12 protein-coding genes are annotated in these 18,079 nt (G+C 63.4%); 3 read left to right on the plus strand and 9 right to left on the minus strand.

The features are described 5' to 3' along the window. Positions 1 to 19: 19 nt before the first annotated feature. The 4 genes from ABIB60_RS14750 to ABIB60_RS14765 are packed head-to-tail and all read right to left on the minus strand — an operon-like array spanning position 20 to position 6,281. Complete coding sequence (locus ABIB60_RS14750; RefSeq protein ID WP_354580936.1) at positions 20 to 3,109, minus strand: efflux RND transporter permease subunit; 3,090 nt, start codon at positions 3,107 to 3,109, stop codon at positions 20 to 22. A gap of 20 nt (positions 3,110 to 3,129) precedes the next feature. Further along, complete coding sequence (locus ABIB60_RS14755; RefSeq protein ID WP_354580937.1) at positions 3,130 to 4,188, minus strand: efflux RND transporter periplasmic adaptor subunit; 1,059 nt, start codon at positions 4,186 to 4,188, stop codon at positions 3,130 to 3,132. A 38-nt stretch (positions 4,189 to 4,226) separates the two neighbouring features. Next, positions 4,227 to 5,639, minus strand: coding sequence for a TolC family protein (locus ABIB60_RS14760; protein WP_354580938.1), 1,413 nt, complete (start codon positions 5,637 to 5,639; stop codon positions 4,227 to 4,229). A gap of 18 nt (positions 5,640 to 5,657) precedes the next feature. Continuing rightward, positions 5,658 to 6,281 carry a TetR/AcrR family transcriptional regulator gene (locus tag ABIB60_RS14765; RefSeq protein ID WP_354580940.1) on the minus strand — a complete coding sequence of 208 codons (624 nt, stop codon included), beginning with the start codon at positions 6,279 to 6,281 and terminating at the stop codon, positions 5,658 to 5,660. A 561-nt stretch (positions 6,282 to 6,842) separates the two neighbouring features. Between ABIB60_RS14765 and ABIB60_RS14770 the strand changes: the two genes are divergently transcribed. Continuing rightward, entirely contained in the window at positions 6,843 to 7,154 is a 312-nt protein-coding gene (locus tag ABIB60_RS14770) for a hypothetical protein (RefSeq protein WP_354580942.1), read from the plus strand. A 2-nt stretch (positions 7,155 to 7,156) separates the two neighbouring features. Further along, complete coding sequence (locus tag ABIB60_RS14775) at positions 7,157 to 7,972, plus strand: hypothetical protein (protein WP_354580944.1); 816 nt, start codon at positions 7,157 to 7,159, stop codon at positions 7,970 to 7,972. A 147-nt stretch (positions 7,973 to 8,119) separates the two neighbouring features. On the opposite strand, the gene ABIB60_RS14780 is transcribed toward ABIB60_RS14775, so the two are convergent. After that, positions 8,120 to 8,320, minus strand: a complete 201-nt coding sequence (locus ABIB60_RS14780; protein ID WP_354580946.1) for a hypothetical protein — start codon at positions 8,318 to 8,320, stop codon at positions 8,120 to 8,122. Positions 8,321 to 9,164: 844 nt separating this feature from the next. Here ABIB60_RS14780 and ABIB60_RS14785 point away from each other — a divergent pair. Continuing rightward, complete coding sequence (locus tag ABIB60_RS14785) at positions 9,165 to 10,187, plus strand: replication initiation protein (protein ID WP_354580948.1); 1,023 nt, start codon at positions 9,165 to 9,167, stop codon at positions 10,185 to 10,187. A 162-nt stretch (positions 10,188 to 10,349) separates the two neighbouring features. Here ABIB60_RS14785 and ABIB60_RS14790 read toward each other — a convergent pair whose 3' ends face one another. The 4 genes from ABIB60_RS14790 to ABIB60_RS14805 form a co-directional block, all read right to left on the minus strand. Continuing rightward, complete coding sequence (locus ABIB60_RS14790) at positions 10,350 to 11,492, minus strand: cytochrome-c peroxidase (RefSeq protein ID WP_354580949.1); 1,143 nt, start codon at positions 11,490 to 11,492, stop codon at positions 10,350 to 10,352. 79 nt (positions 11,493 to 11,571) lie between these two features. After that, positions 11,572 to 13,254 carry a DUF6850 family outer membrane beta-barrel protein gene (locus tag ABIB60_RS14795; RefSeq protein ID WP_354580951.1) on the minus strand — a complete coding sequence of 561 codons (1,683 nt, stop codon included), beginning with the start codon at positions 13,252 to 13,254 and terminating at the stop codon, positions 11,572 to 11,574. Positions 13,255 to 13,322: 68 nt separating this feature from the next. Then, entirely contained in the window at positions 13,323 to 14,627 is a 1,305-nt protein-coding gene (locus ABIB60_RS14800) for a DUF4876 domain-containing protein (protein ID WP_354580952.1), read from the minus strand. Between the two features lie 39 nt (positions 14,628 to 14,666). After that, the gene (locus ABIB60_RS14805) at positions 14,667 to 17,471 is read right to left on the minus strand and encodes a TonB-dependent receptor (protein ID WP_354580953.1); all 2,805 of its coding nucleotides are present in this window, start codon (positions 17,469 to 17,471) and stop codon (positions 14,667 to 14,669) included. Positions 17,472 to 18,079: the final 608 nt, after the last annotated feature.

Genomic DNA, 18,079 nt, shown 5'->3' on the forward strand with positions numbered 1-18,079 from the left:
GGCGGGCGCCCGGCGTGGGTCAGGCGGCGGCTTCCAGCGCGGGCGCGGCCTCGTCAGCCAGCACCGCTACCTGGGGCGGGAAGAGCTGGTAGAGCACCGGCGTGACGATGCGCGAGAGCAGCAGCGAGGACGTCAGGCCGCCCACCAGCACCCAGGCCAGCGGCGTGTAGAGCGGGGCCGGCTCCAGCAGCAGCGGAATCAAGCCGCCGATGGCCGTGAGCGTGGTGAGCAGAATGGGAATGAAGCGGGTTTCGCCGGCTTCCTCGATGGCCGCGTTCAGCTCCCGGCCCTGGGTGCGCAGGTAGTTGGTGTAGTCGACCAGCAGGATGGAGTTCTTGATTTCAATGCCTACCAGCGCCACGAAGCCGATGATGGCCGTGAGCGAGAACGGATAGCCCGCCAGGTGCAACGCCACCACCCCACCCACGGCCCCCAGCGGAATCACCGACAGCACAATGAGCGTACTCTTGAGGCTGCCGAACTCCAGCACCAGCACCAGCACGAAGGCGAAGGCCGAAAGCAGAATGGTGGTACCGAAGCCGTCGAGCGCGTCGTTCTTGTTTTCCTGCTCGCCCGCCATTTTGAAGGAGTAGCCCGCTGGAAACTTCAGCTTATTCAGCCGCTCCTCAGTGGCTTTTTGCAGCGTGCCGTAGAGGTAGCCGTCCTGGGCGTAGGCGTTGACGGTGGTGTAGCGGGCCTGGTCGAGGTGGCGGATGGCGGGCACGGCGGTTTCGAAGCGCACGTCGGCCACCTCGCGCAGGGGCACCACGCGGCCCGTGGCGGTGGGCACGTACAGGCGGTCGAGCACGGCCAGCTGCTGGTAAGCGGGCCGCGCCAGGGTCACGTTCACCGGCAGTTTGTCCTCGTCGTTGCCGGGCGTGAGCTCGGCGGCCGGAATGCCGGCCACGGCCAGGCGCACGGTGCGGTCGATGTCGGCGGTGGCAATGCCCAGCAGGCCGGCTTTCTCGCGGTTAATCACCACGCGCAGGTCGGTGCTGCGGGTCGAGACCGGATTGTAGAAGTAGGTAGTGCCCGGCACGGCGCGCATCTCGCGCTCCACCAGAAAGGAGAGGCGGCGCAGCGTGTCCAGGTTTTCGCCAAAAATGCGCACGGCCACGGGCGCTTCCAGCGGCGGGCCCTGCTCGAAGTCCTTGACCTCCACGCGGGCCCCGGACACGGCGGCCAGCAGGCGGCGCAGGCGCTGCACCAGCACGTTTTTCTCGTCCCAGGTGTCGGCGTGGCACTGCACGAAGATTTGGGCGAAGTTGGGCTGCTCGCTGCGCTGGGGCACGTTGTAATACACCACGGGCTGGCCCTTGCCCACGTTCGTGGTGAAGTGCGTCACTTCCGGCTGGCGGGCCAGCACCCGCTCCACGGCGCGCGTGATGCGGTCGGTTTCGGCCAGGCCGGCCGTGGTGGGCATCTCCACGTTCACCAGAAACTGTGGCTTTTCGGCCTGCGGAAACAAGCTGAAGCCCATGCGGGGCACGGTCAGCCCCAGCCCCAGGACCACCAGCCCAAAGGCCACCAGCAGCGCGAGCTTGGGCCAGCGCAGGGCCGCGTGCATCAGGCGGCCGTAGCTTACGTCCACGCCCCGGTGAATGGCCCGCAGCAGGAAATTCCCCTCTGGGTTGTGGTGGGCGCGCAGCAGCAGCACCGACAAGAACGGCACGATAGTGAGCGACACCAGCAGCGACGCGCTGACGGCCGTGACAACGGCCAGCGGCAGGCTGCGCAAAAAGGCGCCCGGTCCCGCCGGCAGCAGCAGCAGCGGCACGAAGGCAATGACGAGCGTGAGTGTGACCCCAATCACGGCCAAACCCAGCTGGCTGGTGGCTTCGATGACGGCCTCCCGGCGCGAGCCCCCGCCGCGCAGCACCCGCTCAATATTTTCGACCACCACGATGGCGTCATCTACCAGAATTCCCAAGGCCACAATCAGGCCCACGATGCTGAGCTGGTTAATGGTAAAGCCCAGTGAGTCCAGCGCAAACAAGCCCAGGCTCAGCGAGAGCGGAATGGAAATCATGACTACGAGCGCCGCGCGCCAACCCAGGGGCAGCAGCGTCAGGCTCACCAGCAGAATGGCCAGCCCGAAGTCCTTGCCCAGCCGCGCCAGCCGCACCCGCACACTGGCGGGCTGGTCGAAGGTCTTCACCAGCCGCAGGTCGCGGGGCAGGGTTTTGGCGAAGGCATCCATCACCGGCTCGGCCTGCTCGGCCACGTTGAAGATGTTCTGCCCCGTTTTCTGGCTGGCCGTCACCAGCACGCCCCGCACCCCGTCGAGGCGGGTGATGTGGCGGGCTTCCTCGTAGGCAAAGCGCACGTCGGCCACGTCGCGCAGCCGCAGGTTGTTGCCGTTCTGGGCGTACACCACAATGTTCTGGATGTCCGCGAGGCTGCGCAGCTCGCCGCTGGTCTTGAGGTTGAAGCGCCGCCGGCCGGCAATGACCGCGCCGCCCGGCAGGTTGAGGTTCTCGCTTTGTAATGCCACGAGCACGGCGGCGGCCGGAATGCGCCGGGTGGCCAGCTTTTCCAGGTCCAGCGCTACGCGCACCTCGCGCTGGGGGTAGCCCCAGGTGTCCACGTCCTTGAAGCCCGGCACCTGCTGCTCCAGCTTATCCTGGAGCTTTTCGGCCCACTTTTCCAGCTTGGCATACGAGGCGTTGGGGCTCAGCAGCACGTACTGGTACACGTTCACGTCCGAGGACTGAAAGCGCTTGATTTCGGTGGATAGCACGCCCGCCGGCAGCTCGGGGGCGGCGGCGCCCATCTCGCGCACCATCTCCTGGTACTTCTCGTCGGGGTCCTGGCTGAAGTCGTACTCCACCCGGATGATGGCCAGCCCGTCGTCGGCCGTGGAGTTGATTTTCTTCACGTTGTCGAGGGCGTTGAAGCGCTTTTCGAGCGGCTGCAACACCTGGTCCTCCACCTCGGCCGGCGAGGCGCCCGGGTATACCACCACCACCGTGAAGTTGGGAAAATCCACCTCCGGGTCTTCGCCCCGGGGCATGGTGAGCAGGGCATTTACCCCGGCCGCCAGCAGCGCCACGAACAGGATGGCGGTGAACGAGCGGTTGTGAACAAAAAAGCTGATAAAGCGACGCATGCGGCTGAGTAGTAAAAGGATTAGCGCACCTGAATGGTCGAGTACTCCGTCAGGAAGCCCGAGCCCTCGGCCACGACCTGCGGGATGGTTTCCAGGCCACTGCGCACGTACACCCGCTCGCCATCCATAAAGGCGATGCGCACCGGCAGCTTGCGCACGCGGCCTCCTGCGGCGGGGGCAAATACAAAGGCGTCATCCCCGTTGCCCTCCACCACCGCGCCAGCCGGAATCACCTGGTAGGAGGCCCGTTGCTGGGGCTGCAGGGTGGCCTGGGCAAACAAGCCGGTGGCTAATGGCGCGTCTGGCTGGAGTAGCACCTGCACGTCCAGCTGCCAGGTGCCCGTGGCCGGGTCGGCCCCGGCGGCGCGGCGGCGCACACGGCCCCGGAAGGTGCGGCCGGGGTAGGCATCGAGGCGCACGGTGGCCGGGTCGCCCACCTGCACGCGTGCCCAGTCCTTATCGGCCACGCCGGTTTTCAGGGTCCAGCCATCGGCCGTGGCGGCTACAAACAGCACCGGGGTGCCCGGCGAGGCCAGCTCGCCCTCGTTAATGGTTTTGCGCACCACCCGGCCCGCCACGGGCGCGTGGATTTCGGAGAACTGCTGGTTGAAGCGCGCGATGCGGGCCTGCTCGCGGGCCACGCCGTAGGCCGTGCGCAGGTTTTGCACGGCTTCGAGCGGGGCCGCGCTGTCGGCCAGCAGGCGGCTGAAGCGCTCCAGGTCGCGCCGGGCCTTCTGCTGGCCCTGCTCGGCCTGCGCCACTTGGGCGTTGATTTCGGTCAGGTCGAGGGTGGCCAGCAGCTGGCCTGGGCGCACCAGGTCGCCTTCTTTCACCAGCACGCGCCGCACCAGCCCACCGGTCTTGAACGAGAGCTGGGCCTCGGATTCGCTGCTGAGCTGGCCAGCCGCTTCCACGGGGCGGGTCAGCGCGGCGTGCTGCACCGGCGCCAGCGTTACGTAGTCGAGCGATTCGGTAGCCGGGGGTACCGCGGCGGCCTCCGATTTGGCTTTCTGGCAGCTGCTGGCACCCGCCAGCACCAGCCCCAGCAGCGGGGTGAGCAGGGTAACGAGATGGTTCATCGAAAAGAGCATGAGCGAGAAGTCTGAAGAGAAAAGGGTTATTCCGTGGCCAGCGCCTGGCGCAGCTCGGCCTCGCGGATGTACACGTCGTAGCCGGCGATGACGCGGGCGAGTTGGGCGGCCGTCTGGCGGGTGGTGGCGTCGAGCAGCTCCAGCACGATGGCTTGGCCCTCCCCGTAGCGGCGGCGCACCAAGAGCAGGGTTTTCTCGGCGTTGAGCTGGGCGGCGGCGGCGGCCGTGCTGGCGGCCTGCGCCGAGGCCAGGTTGTCGTAGGCCTGGGTGGTTTGCAGCTGCAGGCGCTGCACCAGATCGGCGCGCTGGGCTTGCACGTCGTCCAGGGCCAGGCGGGCCAGCTGCTCCTCCCCGCGCTTGATGCCGCCGCGGAACAGGTCCCAGCTCAGGGCAAACTGCATAAGCTGAAACCGCTGTTGGGCCACGCCGAAGTGGTAGCCGAAGCCCTGGTAGCCCAAGTCCGTCACCCAGTTGAGCTGGGGGTAGAGGCGGGCGGCGCGGCGCTGGCGCAGGCCCAGGGCGCTGGCGGCTTCGGCCCGGGCCAGCTGCTCCAGCTCGGGGCGCTGCTGCACGGCGGCGGCGCGCAGGGCCGGCAGCGGGTTCGCAGCCGTAGCGGCCAGGGTGGTACCGGTGGGCTCTTCCACCACGATGCTGTCGTCCAGGGGCCGACCCAGCAGGTAGTTGAAGTTGGTGCGGGCCAGTTGGCGGCGGTTTGCCGCCGTGGCCAGCTCCCGCTGGTTGGCCGCCAGTTGGGCCTTGGTGTTGTACACCGCGTCGTTGGTGGTGACGCCCGCCGTCAGCCGCGCCTCATTTACGCGCAGCAGCTCGGCCAGCGTCCGGCCCGTAGCCTGGTACACGCTCACGGCCGCGCCGGCCTGCAGGTATTGGTAGTAGGCCACCTCAATCTGGTGGCGCATGGCGTTGCGGTAGGCCGCCTGCCGCGCCTGCGTGGCCGAGAGCAGCTCCTTCTGGGCCTTGTAATTGAAATAAATGTCCGTGTTAAACAGCGGCTGGATAATGCGGAGTTTGGTCTCGTGGAAGTTGTTGGGCAATAACTGCTCCGACACGTTGGCAATCTGCGGAAACTGACTCGTGCCGGTGAGCGTGTTCAAGGTGCTATACACCGGGTTCACCAAATCCCCCACCGGCAGGTTGATGGTGCGCCCGCCGTTGGCCAGCGTGTAGGTGGCGCCCAGCTGCACCTGCGGCTGGTAGAGGCCCTGCGCCTGCCGCACCTGCTGAGCGGCGCTGGCTACGGCAATGGCCTCGCGCCGAAACCCGACGTTCTGGGCCAGCCCTTGCTCGACGTAGCCCTGCAGGGTGCGGTTGGCCAGCTGGGCAGTAGCGGCGTCAGGCAGTAGCCCACCTACCAGTACCCCCGCGGCCAGGGCCCACCAACGGATCTTGTTATCAGTGGGCATTAAGTGAACAGTGTTCATTATTGGGGTAAAAAAAAGTTACAGACCGTATTCCAGCATGTGGTTGAATAATGCCAACGACTTATTCATGTACGCCATGCGTTCTTCTTCGGGAAAAAAGACCAGCCGTTTGCGCAGGTACAGCGCCGCTAAGCCGTGTACCTGGCTCCACGCCATCAGAGCTGCCACCTCGGCATCTGGGCAGCGAAATACCCCCGTGTCCATGCCGTGTTGAATGGCTTGGACCACTCGATCAAATGCGGCCCGCCCGCTGGCCCACGGTGCCCGCTCACCCTGCGCCTCCACGGCTTCCATGGGGCCGGTCATGATGAACATAAGCTCAAACAGCTCCGGGTGCTCAATGGCAAATTCCACGTATTGCCGACACAGGGCCTGCAGACGCTCACCCGGGTGCTCGATTGACTCTAGAGACTCGAATGCCCGCCGCAGTTGCCCGAACGCCTGGTTTTGCAAAGCAAACAGCAACTCGTTCTTGTCTTTGAAGTACAGGTAGATGGTGGCCGGGCTGTACTCGATGGCCTCGGCGATGTTGCGCATGCTCACCTTGTCGAAGCCCTGCTCGTTGAACAGCCGTTGCGCCGCGGCCAGAATGGCCTGACGGCGTTCAGTCTTTTCGCGCTCTTTCCGTTCAGCGATGCCCACGAGTGGTAAATTAGTTACTTTGCGATGTAAAGTAAGTGAACACTGTTCACATTTCCTACGACGCTTGCCGCAATAAAATGTTCAGTCTATCCTCAGGATGCAGGTGCGCAACGTCTTCGGCTAGTGATTGAGGATTTGTTAGGCGTTAAACGATCTCCACGCAGCCAATAGTACGGCAAGTACTCTTAGCGTTGTTTTCTGTTCCAGCTCTAGCGCTACCCTTATTCGGACACGCGAGCCCGAAGGCACTCATTGCCCGAGAGTGCGGGCAACAGGTAGTAAATACCACGGGAATACGTCTACCTACCAGCAAAGCTCCGCCCACTGACAGCGGGGCCTTTAAGTGCATTGGCAAACTAGCAGGTCAGTTTATGAGCCATACTAAAGTTGTATTTTATACAACTTTAGTATGGCTCATGTGTTGGATAGTAGTATAAGTTACTGCCAGTTACCTCCCCCGCTCTTATCCCCGGTCTAGCTCACTCACCCGCCTTGGCCCAGCAGCTGCAACGCCAGTTAGCGAACTCTGCTATCTTGCCGGCATATCAACCTACTATCGCTATGGATCAGACCCTTGAAAAAGTGACGATTGCCGAGAAGCTACCGGATTCCCGCACGGCCCATTTGCAGCCAGTTATTGACTTTCTACAAGCGCTGGGCAACGCTCCGGCCAGCAGCGACGAGTTCACCTTCAACCGGGATGGCTTCGGGGAATACGCGTTTTACCAGCCCCTTGATATTGAGGCCCTGCGTCAGCGGTTTACCTTTCCCCCGACTATTCTGCTGACCAAGAACGCGGTGCAGGACACCCGTAATTTTGTGGCCCTTACCCAGGCCCTGCCGCCAAGTGCCCCGCTGACCTTTAACCTGTAAGTGTGGCCACGTCCTTACCCCCCGTTGATACCCCCGCCCGGAAGGCGTTTCTTGACCAGGGCACCACTCTCTATCCCGGCGTCGATCAGTGGCACCACCCCCAGCAGGACCTGCCCGCTGGTACGCTGGTAGTGCAATTCGACTTTCGGCCCGAGGCCGACATTCGGAGAGGCGAACAGACCATTTCGCCCTATTTCACCGATGCTGCCACGCTGCTCAAGCACCTGACCCCGGACCTGGAAGTAAACGCGCGCAGTCTGGCCGAGGCCCTGCAGGTAAAGCCTTACCGCCAGGCTGAAGTAGGCGAGCATCTCTACAGCTCCAACGTAGCGATATACCGGTTAATTCGGCCCATCAAAGCGGAGGACATTCAGGTGGCGCAACCGGCTGAGTTCGGCCACGGCCTGACCCGCAACAACCTGCAGTACGGCGATGGGGTAGGGGCGCAGTTCTTCCTGACTGAACCCAAGGATTCGATTCTGAAAGGGCCCAGCCGGGCCTTGGAGGTGGCCGATGTGATGCCCTGCATTGAGCGCACGCACCGCCTGGCCTGGCTGCTGAAGTTAGAGCAAAGCCAAGTCGATAATAAGGGCATTGAAGCGGCCGTCAAGCCCATCTTTCAGGAAACGGTAAATCAGCTGCTGCGCGGCACCCCGGCCGAGCAGCAGCACGGCCGCGAGATAGCCGGCTTATACCAGGCCAATCAAGCCATACAGCTGGTAGCGCTGAATAGCCCGGTTGCTAAAGTGCCCCCGCCGCCTGTGCTCACGCCTACCCCTGACCCCGCGCCGCCGCGCCGCCGAGGCCCGCGTCTCTGAGGGCTCTGGTCTTGCGATTCTGGTCGTAGGAGCAGTAGCAGAACCAGCGGGGAAAAAGGCCCGCACGACCTGCCGGCAACAACCAGCCCCCGAGCCGAAGCGCCGGGGGCTGGTTGTTGCCGGCAGGTGAGCACCTGAGCGGTGCTGCTAGCGGTGCTGCTGGTCGAAGTAGTCGTTATCGTAGTAGCGGTTGCGCTGGTGGCGAATTGTCGATCTTGTACTCAGGCCACCCAGCCAGCCAAGCGCGGCGAGCAGCAGTCCCCAGTTCGCTGCGTGTTGCCCCCAGGCAGGGGCCCAGGAACTATGCAGAAAGAAGAACAGCGCGCCTAAGACAAGGAAAGTACGCATCAGAATACTAGGTAGTACGCCGCACAAGGTAGGAATTATCTATCACCTGACTACGCCCTCGCCCGGCTGTTAGTTGCAGTCTTTAGAGCAGTGTTGGATCGGCATTGCTCACGTCCTAGCTACAGGCTCAAACCCGCATACGCGGCGGGCGGGCGCACCACGCAGGCCCGTTGCCCTTCCTGGGCGCTAAGCAACGGGAGCGCCGTTCCATAGTAAGCACTCTATAGCAAGTGCTCTACCGCACGGCGAATTTGGGTTACCCATTCTACGCGATACCGCTCGCGCCCCGCATCTGGAACAGTGGCCAAGTCCGAAACTGCATTCCTGCCTCTCGTGGGGGTGAGCAGAGGTGGGTGTAATTTCTTCCGTAGTTGCCCGGAGAATTTTCAGGCTTGTATCCCCTGGTCTGGGAGCTGCCGGCCTGCTGGACAGGGCGGAAAAAGGCGAGTTCTAACTCTCAAAAAAATCAGAAATCCTTTTCCATTTTTCTACTTTTCTATCTTCTTTCTTCTAGGGCTCATAATCGATTGTAAATCAATTATTTAAGCGGTTTATCTACGGAAGAAAATACACCGTGCTACGGAAGGAATTACACTTTGCTACGGAAGGGATTACACCCAATTACGGAAGAAACTACACCGAACTACGGAAGGGATTACACCTATCACGGAAGAAACTACACCATCTACGGAAGAAACTACACTACTTACGGAAGAAACTACACCCAGCCGCTATTACGGAAGAAACTACACCCGTCCGGATGCTCAGGGAAAAAGGTGGAGGGGTGCTACGGAAGAAGAGGGTTTTTTTCCGTAGATTAGGCGGAGCCTTTATCCGCCCCCCAATGGAAGCGTCCCTGTATCCCCAGGCCCGGCAAGCAAATATCCTCGTCAGGTCCCCCCTGAAGCTCAATCATATTGAGGCGCGCATCATTGCTCTGGCCCTGGGGTGCATTCACTCCAAGTCCCTGGAGCTGCCCCAGATCCGAATTCCCATGAAGCGGATCATCCCCAAGGCCAAGTCAGGGCCCATCTACGAGCAGATTGACGCGGCCTGCAAGACGCTGATGAGCAAGGTCGTCAGTATTGCCCGCACAAATTCCCGGGGTAAGATGAATATCAAAAACTACGGTATCATCAGCTTCATGGAAATAGACGAGGGTACGGGCTACGTGACGGGCAACTTCGCCCCGGAGATCAAGCCCTTCCTGCTCGAGCTCGCCAGTGAGTACACCACCGTGGAGATCGAAACCATTCTCACCCTGAAGAGCGCCCACGCCCACCGCCTGTACTGGGTGCTTACCAGCTGGGATGATGTGGGCAGCTGGGAGGTTGAGATCGACAACCTGCGGGAGCAAATCGTGGGCACGGAGGATACGGCTTACGTCATCTTCTACGATTTCAAGCGCTACGTGCTGGAGCCGGCCATCAAGGAACTCCACGACATCGGCTGGATGGTCAGCTGGGAACCCCTGAAAGTGGGCCGGAAGGTAACCAAGATCCTGTTTACCATTCCCAAGCACGTAATTGCCGGCAGCACCGCTGAGCCGCCTATCCTGGATATCACGCCCAAGGGCCGGCCCAAGCACAAGCAGTCGGCTCAGCTGCCCTTGGGCATCCTGGCGGAAATGCCGACCCTGCACCAGCGCATCATTGCCCGCCTGCAAAAATTGCAGGTTACCGATTCGCAGATCAGGACGGTGCTGGAGCACTTGGGCGATGACGAGGCCAGCTACACGAAGCTGCTCAAGTCCACCCACCAGCTGCTGGTCAACTACGAGACCAAGTCCAAGGTATTCGACAATATTGGGGGGGCCACGATCAACCACCTCAAAACCGAGTTTGCCGGCCTATTCTCCAAGCTCTAAGCTCCTGGCCGCTGCTGGGCAACAGTAAATAATGAAATAATCTGTGCAGAAGTGGAGTTGCGCATTTAGCCCGCAGGCTACTCTGCGTTGGCCGCTATAGGTGAATGAGATATTGAACATCCCCCAACCAGTTGGTAGGGGATAAGTAGCGGCGGTAGTTGCCTACCGGGGCAGCGTTGGTCGTTCGATGCGGTAGGCTGTCGTGGTAATGCTGTTCAAAAAAGCAATCAGCGCTTCTTTCTCCGACTCACTCAAGCCCAGAGGCTTGAGCAGCGGTGAGGTAACAGGAAACAGTGGGTCGTTTTCCTGGCTGGCTTTGCGCTTCACGCGGGGCATGCCAACGTTATACATGTTCAGGACGCCGTCCATCTCGTCAAAGAGGCCGTTGTGCATCCAGGGACGAGTGCGCATCACCTCGCGCAGGCTGGGCGTCCGGAATTTGCCCACATCCCCAGGGCGCTTCGTAACCGTGTAGCGGCCCAGGTCCTGGAGTTGACGGCCGTAGTACGTCAAACCATCGTTGTGGAACTGATTGTCGGTGAACAGCGGGCCGTTGTGGCAGTTGATGCAGCGGGCCTTCGTGCGGAACAGGTGCAGGCCCAGCACCTCTTGGTCAGTGAACACGTCGGGGTGTCCGCTGAGGAATCTATCGAAACGGGAGCGGCGGCCCTGCAGGCTGCGCTGAAAAGTGGCCAGGGCGTGGGCAATGCGCCGGCCGTCGATGGTGGCGGTGCCATAGGCCTGCTTGAACAGCGGATGGTAGCCCTTGATACCCTTGATCTTACGGGGCAGGCGCCTGACCACTTGGTGCATCTCCAGGGTGTCGTCCACGGGCATCAGCGCCTGCTCTTCGAGGGTGGCGGCGCGGCCGTCCCAGAACAGGGGGGCGGGCTCCACGGCCCACACGTTCAGCAGCGACGGGGCGTTGCGTCGGCCCAGGCGGTGGCCGTGACCCACGGAGGTGGAGCGATTGTCGGTGAAGCTGCGTTCGGGGTCGTGGCAGCTTGAGCAGGAAATCTGCCCCGAGCCCGACAGACGCGGGTCGAAAAACAGCGTTTTTCCCAGTTCAATGAGCGGTTTAAGCGAATCGGTGTGGGCTACGGGCGAGCGGGGCAGTTCCCCGAGCTCCCGAAAGTGCGGCCGCGCCGCCGAATCGACGGTGGGCGCGGGCCACTCGGTGGGAGGGCGGCTGTAGGCGGCGCGCAGGGCGGCGGGGTCGTCGGCAGCGAGGGGCCGGAGCACGGTGAAGCCAAACAGGGCCCCACTCAGCAGCAACAAACTGGAAGACAGACGCGGAGTAAGCAACGGGAAGAAAGGAAAGAGAAGCCACAAAAATACCTGGGAAAACCAGGGCGTTCAACTTGTGCCCGGCCGGGCGGGGCGCCTAATGAAATACCTGCAGGCTCAGGCGCGCCTCCCAGCGGGAGCCGTGCGGGGCAGATCCGGTCGGGTACCCCGCATCAGCTCGCTGGGTCAACGGAGCCAGGTAGCGGCCCTCGGCCAGCAGGCGCACCCGCCCGGTGGAGGTTACGGGCCGTTCCAAACCCAGCGCGAGGCCGCCCCAGGCAGTGTGCTGCCGGTCGTAGGCGTAATCCGGGAACACGACGTTGCGGCTGAAGCGGTTCTGCTGCGGCGCGGGCACTGCCAGGCTGCTGCCGGCATCTGCTTCCGCCCCCACTTGCCCGCCCAGGATGCCGCGCCAGGTGCCACCCGGCAGGGGCTGGTAGTGGCGGGCACTCAGGCTCAGGCCGGCGCGGCGGGTTTGGCGGCGGTGGGCGGCGGTGCCATCGGCGCGGCGCTCGGCCCGGTAGGTGAGGCTGCCGCCCAGTTCCGTCAGGTGACCGGCCGGGTGGTGGCGCAGGGCGCCGGCTTCCAGGCGGGCCTGCTGACGGGCGTAGAGGTAGTTATTGCCCAGGCCGAAGGTGTTGTTCCGGTCTTGGCCCTGGGCCCAGTCCAGATGCAGGCGCTGGTAGCGCTGGCGGCCGGGCGCAATCTGGTGGAAGCGGGCGGCGTGAAGCTGCGCGGTGGTCAGCGAGTAGGAACCAATCAGCTCGGCCAGTTCTCCGTTTGTAACGGTAAGGCTATTGGCAACGCTCTTTACGAAGTTTTCCTGCTGGTGCCCCCCGGTCGCCGTGAGCAGGTAAGTGCCTGGACCGGCGGCGTAGCGCACGCTTAGCAAGCCGGTGTGCTGCTGGCCCCGCACGCCAAAAAAGCCGTTTCGGCTTTCCAGCAGAAACCCGTAGCCCAGTACGTCGAACTGCGTGAAAGGCGTGTCCGCTCCCTGCTGGTTGGCATCGGAACCGAAGCGGGTGCGGCCATCTTCCGTGTGGCGGCCATAGGTATAACCCAGGGCCAGCAGCCAGTCCGCTCGCAGCTGGTAGCCTACCGAGGCTCCCGTGCGCAGCTGATAGCCCACCACTTCGGGGCGGGGGTCATTGGTGCGGGCGTAGTTGCCCGCGTCGAAATCGAGGTGCAGACCCGTGAGCAGGCGGCCCTTAAGCCAGCCGCGCACGCCAGCAGCCCCAAGCCGGTAAACGGAGTTGTCCCAGTTGCCGGGACGGGGGGCGGCCACGTAGTAAGGCCGCGCCGGGGCCACACCGGGTGCCAGGCTCCAGCGAATACTGTCGTGCCACTGCCGCTCAAACTGAAACCGGCCCAGCAGCCGCCAGCCTTTCCAGTCGCGCAGCCCTTCGGTATGCAGACGCGCCACCTGGGCGCGAGTGGGGTCCTGGGCACGGCGGAATTCGCCCTGCTCCCGGCCGTAGCCCGCTTCCGACACGGCATAGCGGGCTAGCGGCAGGCCCGCCAGCAGCACTGGCTGGCGGGCAAACTCCAGCAGTAGCACCTGGCCCAAGTGAGTAGCCGCTGCCGGCAGCAGCGTGTCGGGGCGGAAGCCGGCGGCCGGCGGCCGGGCCCGCGCCAGACTATCCGGGGACGGGCGGGCGGCGCTGACCACTGAATCGACCGGCTGCTGCTGGGCGGGGCCCGGCCGGGCCCCGCCCAGCAGCAGCGCCAGCAGGACCAGCCGTTCGCCTCGCCCGTAGGGGACTAGTGAAAAGTTGAACATCGCGGGAATACAACTACTTGCCCCGGCTGCCCGTGGCAGGCAACCCAACCAGGCAACTGAAGTGAGAATTAGAAACCGAATGGCACCGGACGGTTTAGGACCTGGAAGTCGGTGGTGGAATTGTTGGTGTCCTGCAGGATGCGGCGCGTACCAAACGTGCGGGCCACCTTCCGAATCACCGACTGCGAGGTGTAGGAGCCGGCCGGGCCGAAGGTGTAGCCCGCATCCAGCTCAGCCGTGAACCGCTTGGGCAGCAGTTGCGTGGGGCTTTCCTGGCACTCAACGGCATCCAGGATCATGCTCTTCGGCACTTGGTAGTAGTAGAGCGTGCTGCTGGTAATGGTAGTGGTGTTGGGACGAGGGTACTTCTTGAAAGTGGCTGCGTCCGTCATCGAGCGGAAAATAGCGTAGCCGTCACGGCCCAGGTTATCAAGAATCATGTCGGTGCCCACCGTCTGCACTAGACGCAGGTTGGGTACGGCCGGGTTGTCCAGGTCCGAATCCAGGCCCCGGCCAAAGAAGGCTTCGAAGGAAGCGTTGCTCAGGTCCACCGTCAGGCTGGGGTCGCGCACGGTAATGCTGGTGCCGCCGTTGCCGGTGAAGGGGGACTTATGATTCTGGGCCGACTGGGCGATTACGATACTCTGGCCGGGTTGCACCGGGTACTGCTGGCCGGTACCCGGAATCTGAAACAAGGTGCGGGTGTACACGAAATCCTCGTTGGCGCGCACCGTCAACGGCATCCCGAGGGACTTGCTCCAGTCATACTGGCCGCTGGGCAGCAGGAAGGCGGGCAGTGCGCTGGTGGGCACCGAGCGGTTGCCGTCAATCTGCGCCAAATACAGCCCGTCGGCGTACAGCACGGCGTCGGTGTTGTTGTAGAGCTCAATAAACTGGTCGCGGAACACCGCTCCGTTCACGCGGTCAGACCCCGCGTAATAAATCTGTTTGATGAGCAACTCACCGCTCGTGCCGGCTTTCAGCGTCAGCGTCACCGGATTGGGCTGGCCGGGCGCAAAGGTTTTGTTTAGCTCCGAGGCCTGAAATAGCACCGGGGCGCTTACCTGCGTGCCGGCAAAGGCCAGGAACTCGGCGGGCGTCATTTCACGGCGAGCCGTCACGTTATACGCCCCGGCCGGAATGCTGCCGAAGGTGGCCGTACCCTGGGCGTCGGTAGTGGCCGTGAGGCTTTCGCGGGTGTTGATGTTTTCGATTTTCACTGCCACCCGCTCGGCGGGCGTGTTGGCGTAGGCGGCATCGAAGGTGATGGTAACGGCCGCCGAAGCAGCGGGCGTCTCGGGGTCGTTTTTCTCACAGCTCCCTAACCAGAGAGGGGCCAGCAGCGCCAGCAAGCAAGTACGCAGGTGTTTCATGTATAGAAGCGAAAGAGGAAGGAAAAAACAGGAGCGTAATCACTGAGACAGCGCTTGTCGGCCCAGGGTGAATACCAGCTCCGAGCCGAAGGTGGGCGTCTGGCGGTTCAGGGAAGTGGAAATGATGAGCGGTCCATGGGGTGAAGTGTAGGTAGCCCCCCCGCGGGTAACCGTGCTGCCCGCCGCAAATACTTCCACCCGCTCAGTGCGCAGGTTGAGCACGTTGTTGGCAAAAAACGACAGCCGGGCCAGCTTGCCCAGCTCCTTGCCCAGGCGCAGATGCAGGTTGCCGTAGATGAAAGGCTGGCTGCTGACGTTGGTATTCTGGGCGTTGCGCAGGTGGAGGTAGCGGCCGGCGGCGTAGTCTTCGGCCGTCACGGGCACGTACTCACCGCTGGGCCGCACGAAGCCTGACGCTGCCACGTACTCGTCCAGCGTCTGCGATTCACTTTGCAGAAACACCTGCCCGCGCCAGGTGAGCAGCAGTCCGAGCCGGGGCAGGTGGGTGGTAGCGGCCAGCGTGCTCAGCACCGATGACGCCCGGCGGTCGGGCCGGTTTTTTACTACGAACTCGATGTTTTCGAAGCCCGCCGCCGTAGGGTTCACTCGGTCGTACACCAGTTGCCCGGCGTAGCCGTAGCGGCTGCGGGTGTAGGCGGCGCTCAGGTCGAACGAGGTTTGAATGGAGCGGATTTTGGGGGTGCGAGCCAGCAGCTCCAGGCCGTAGTTGTCGGTGCGCAGCGTGTTGCGGAACACCCCGTAGTCGTAATTGTAGTTGCGCGTCTGGCCGGTCTGCTCCACCACGGGCGGGCGGCCGGCCGGGCTGCTCACGATGCGGTAGTGCGGTAGCTGCAGCTGCAGCAGCTCGTCGGTGACGCTGAAGCCGTCCCGCTCCTGCTTGTGGTACACCGTCAGCGCGAGGCCGTAGCCGCGGCGGGTGTGCCAGTTCAGGCCCGTTTCCAGGGTGGTGGCGCGGGCCGGGCGCAGGTTCGGGTTGGCCGGGTCAAGGGCCTCGGTATGCAGGCGGTAGATGCTTTCATCCACCCGCCCGTTGTAGCTTACCAGCAGCGGCACGTCGAAGTAGAGAATGCCGGGGTAGCGGTGCACCAGGCCGGGGGCTTTGGTGGCTAGCCCATAGGCGGCGTTCACCTGCAGGCCTTCCCGCACGAAGAGCTTGGCATTCAGGCGCGGGGCCAGGGAAGCAAACCCGTTCTGCTGGTCGTAGCGCAGCCCCAGATTGGCCACCAGACGGCGGGCCCCCCACTCTCGCACCAGCTGGTTTTCCACGAACCCGCCCACCTGCAGCATGCCCGGCAGCGTGCGGAAATCAAACGGCCGCTCGGCCTTACCTTCCAGGGGGGCGAAACGCGGGCGCAGGGCGTCAAACAACCGGCCGGCCCCGTAGTTGCGGTCGTAGCTGAGGGAGGCGCCCGCCGTGAGCGTGTGGCTGAAGGCGCCGGTCTGGAACAGCACCGTATTATCGGCGCGGGCATACAGGTTGACGGGCCGGCCGCTGATGGTGCGCTCCGAATCGTACACGGGCGGCGCGAACGTACCGTCGTAGATGCCGGTACTCAGGCCGTCGGCCACGGGCTTGACCCCCACGTTCAGGGCCGTGCGGCTAAAGGTCTGCTGATACGCGTAGGAGCCCCCAAACTGGTAGCTGATGTATTCCGACCAGGGCTGCAGCACATTCAGCGTGCCGCGGTTGGAGAGTGCCACGCGCTGGTCGCGGGAGAAAGTGCGGTTGGCGGCCGGGTCGTCGGCATCGGCCTTGGCCGCATCAAGGGTGGTGTGCGCGTCCAGGGCCAGCGAGTTGCGGTGGCGCCGCTGCGGTCCGAAGTGGCTGGTGAAAATGGTGCTGAGCGTGGCCCGGTTGAAGCGTTTGGTTTCAAACTGCGGCTCGGGGTTGGAGTTGAGCAGCGTCGCCGACACGTTCACGGCGTTGCCGCTGGTCAGCCCGAACCCCCTGGAGCCCGATAACTCGGTAGTGCCGTTCTGGGTGCGCAGACTCAGGCGGTAGGGCGTGCGCCCGGCCTGCCGGTTCACGATGACGGCCCCGCTGGTCAGGTCGCCGTAGCGGGCCGAGGGCACGCCCTGAATTACCTCCACGCTTTCAATGTTGTTAGCCGGAATCTGCTTCAGGTCCACCGAGCTCCCGGCGTAAGTGCCCGTACTATACTCGTTGCCCGAGTTGTCGCGGGTCACGGCCACCCCGCCGATGCCGCCCCGCCGCCCGGGGTCGTCGGTTTGCAGGTTGCCGTTGTTGCTCCAGGCGGCCCCATCCACGATAATAGCCGTGCCAAAGGCGTTGTTCAGGTTAAACGCCGTCTGGTCGGAACCGGGCGTAGTTACCGGGGCCTGCCGCAGCGTAATAGCCTGCGCCCCCTGTAGGTTGGTGTTGAGTAGCACCTTGCCCGGCAGCAGTTGCAGCACGTCGTCGAGACTGTAGGCCTGAGTTTGCTCGATGGCCTCCCGGCCGATGACCACGGCCGAGTTGGAGGTCTGCTGCCCTGAACGGGTGGCGTTAACCTGCACGTCGGCCAGCTCCAGGGAGCGAAGCGGCAGTTGCAGGTCGCGACGGATTTCGGGGGTAGCCGTCAGTTTCACCAGCACTTCTACATCCTGGCGGCCCACGTAGGTGACGCGCAGCGTGAACTGGCGGGCCCCACTGGCCGGCAGGCGGAAACGGTACTGGCCCGCGTCGGCGGCCGTGGTGCGTACGCCCAGTTCCACCAGCTCCAGCACCGCGCCCGGTAAAGGCTGGCGGGTTTCGGCGGCCCGCACCGTGCCGGTAATCTGCCAGCTGCCGGGGCCGGTCTGCGCCCAGGCGGGGCTACACAAGAATAGTAGAAGAAGGCAAAAAGTAAAAATCCGCATGCGGGCACTACTGATGAGGCCGCAAAGCTATACGCTGTTTAGATTATATCTAAATAATATTTAAAATTATTCTAAATAAACTTTGGCTGGTGCCCGGTGGCTTCCACAGTGGACTACCGTTTAGAGTTCGTCTTACCAGGAAATTCCGGGGAATCTCCCGTTTGTTGACTGCGCGCAGTACGGCCTTCGGCAGCCAGGTCCAGCGCGTCTTTCCGGATAAGGGTGAAGTCAACCCGCAAGCCTACTCGCTGCCTGTGCTGAAGCGGCTGCACCAGGCGCGGACGCCACCGCCAGGTCTTCGGGCCCGGGAATGAGCGGTTTGGTGACCCGCGGGCCGAGCTACTCCGGGGCGGGGCCTGGCAGGCAGCGTGCTGCTGCTGCGGACGGTGCCCCCTTCTGCCAAGCAAACCTTCTCCGGCGAACAGCCCGTACTACGTTCACTGCCAAGGTGCACAGTGCCGTAATCCCTTTGGGCCGGGGGGCTACCTACTGGATGTACCGGTTACCGAGCTCTGCTAGCCGGCTGGCGGCCGTTTCAACCGCCCTACAGGCTCGCGTAGGGGTACCAGTCT

It is taken from the genome of Hymenobacter sp. UYP22 (assembly GCF_040547285.1).
Lineage (GTDB): Bacteria > Bacteroidota > Bacteroidia > Cytophagales > Hymenobacteraceae > Hymenobacter.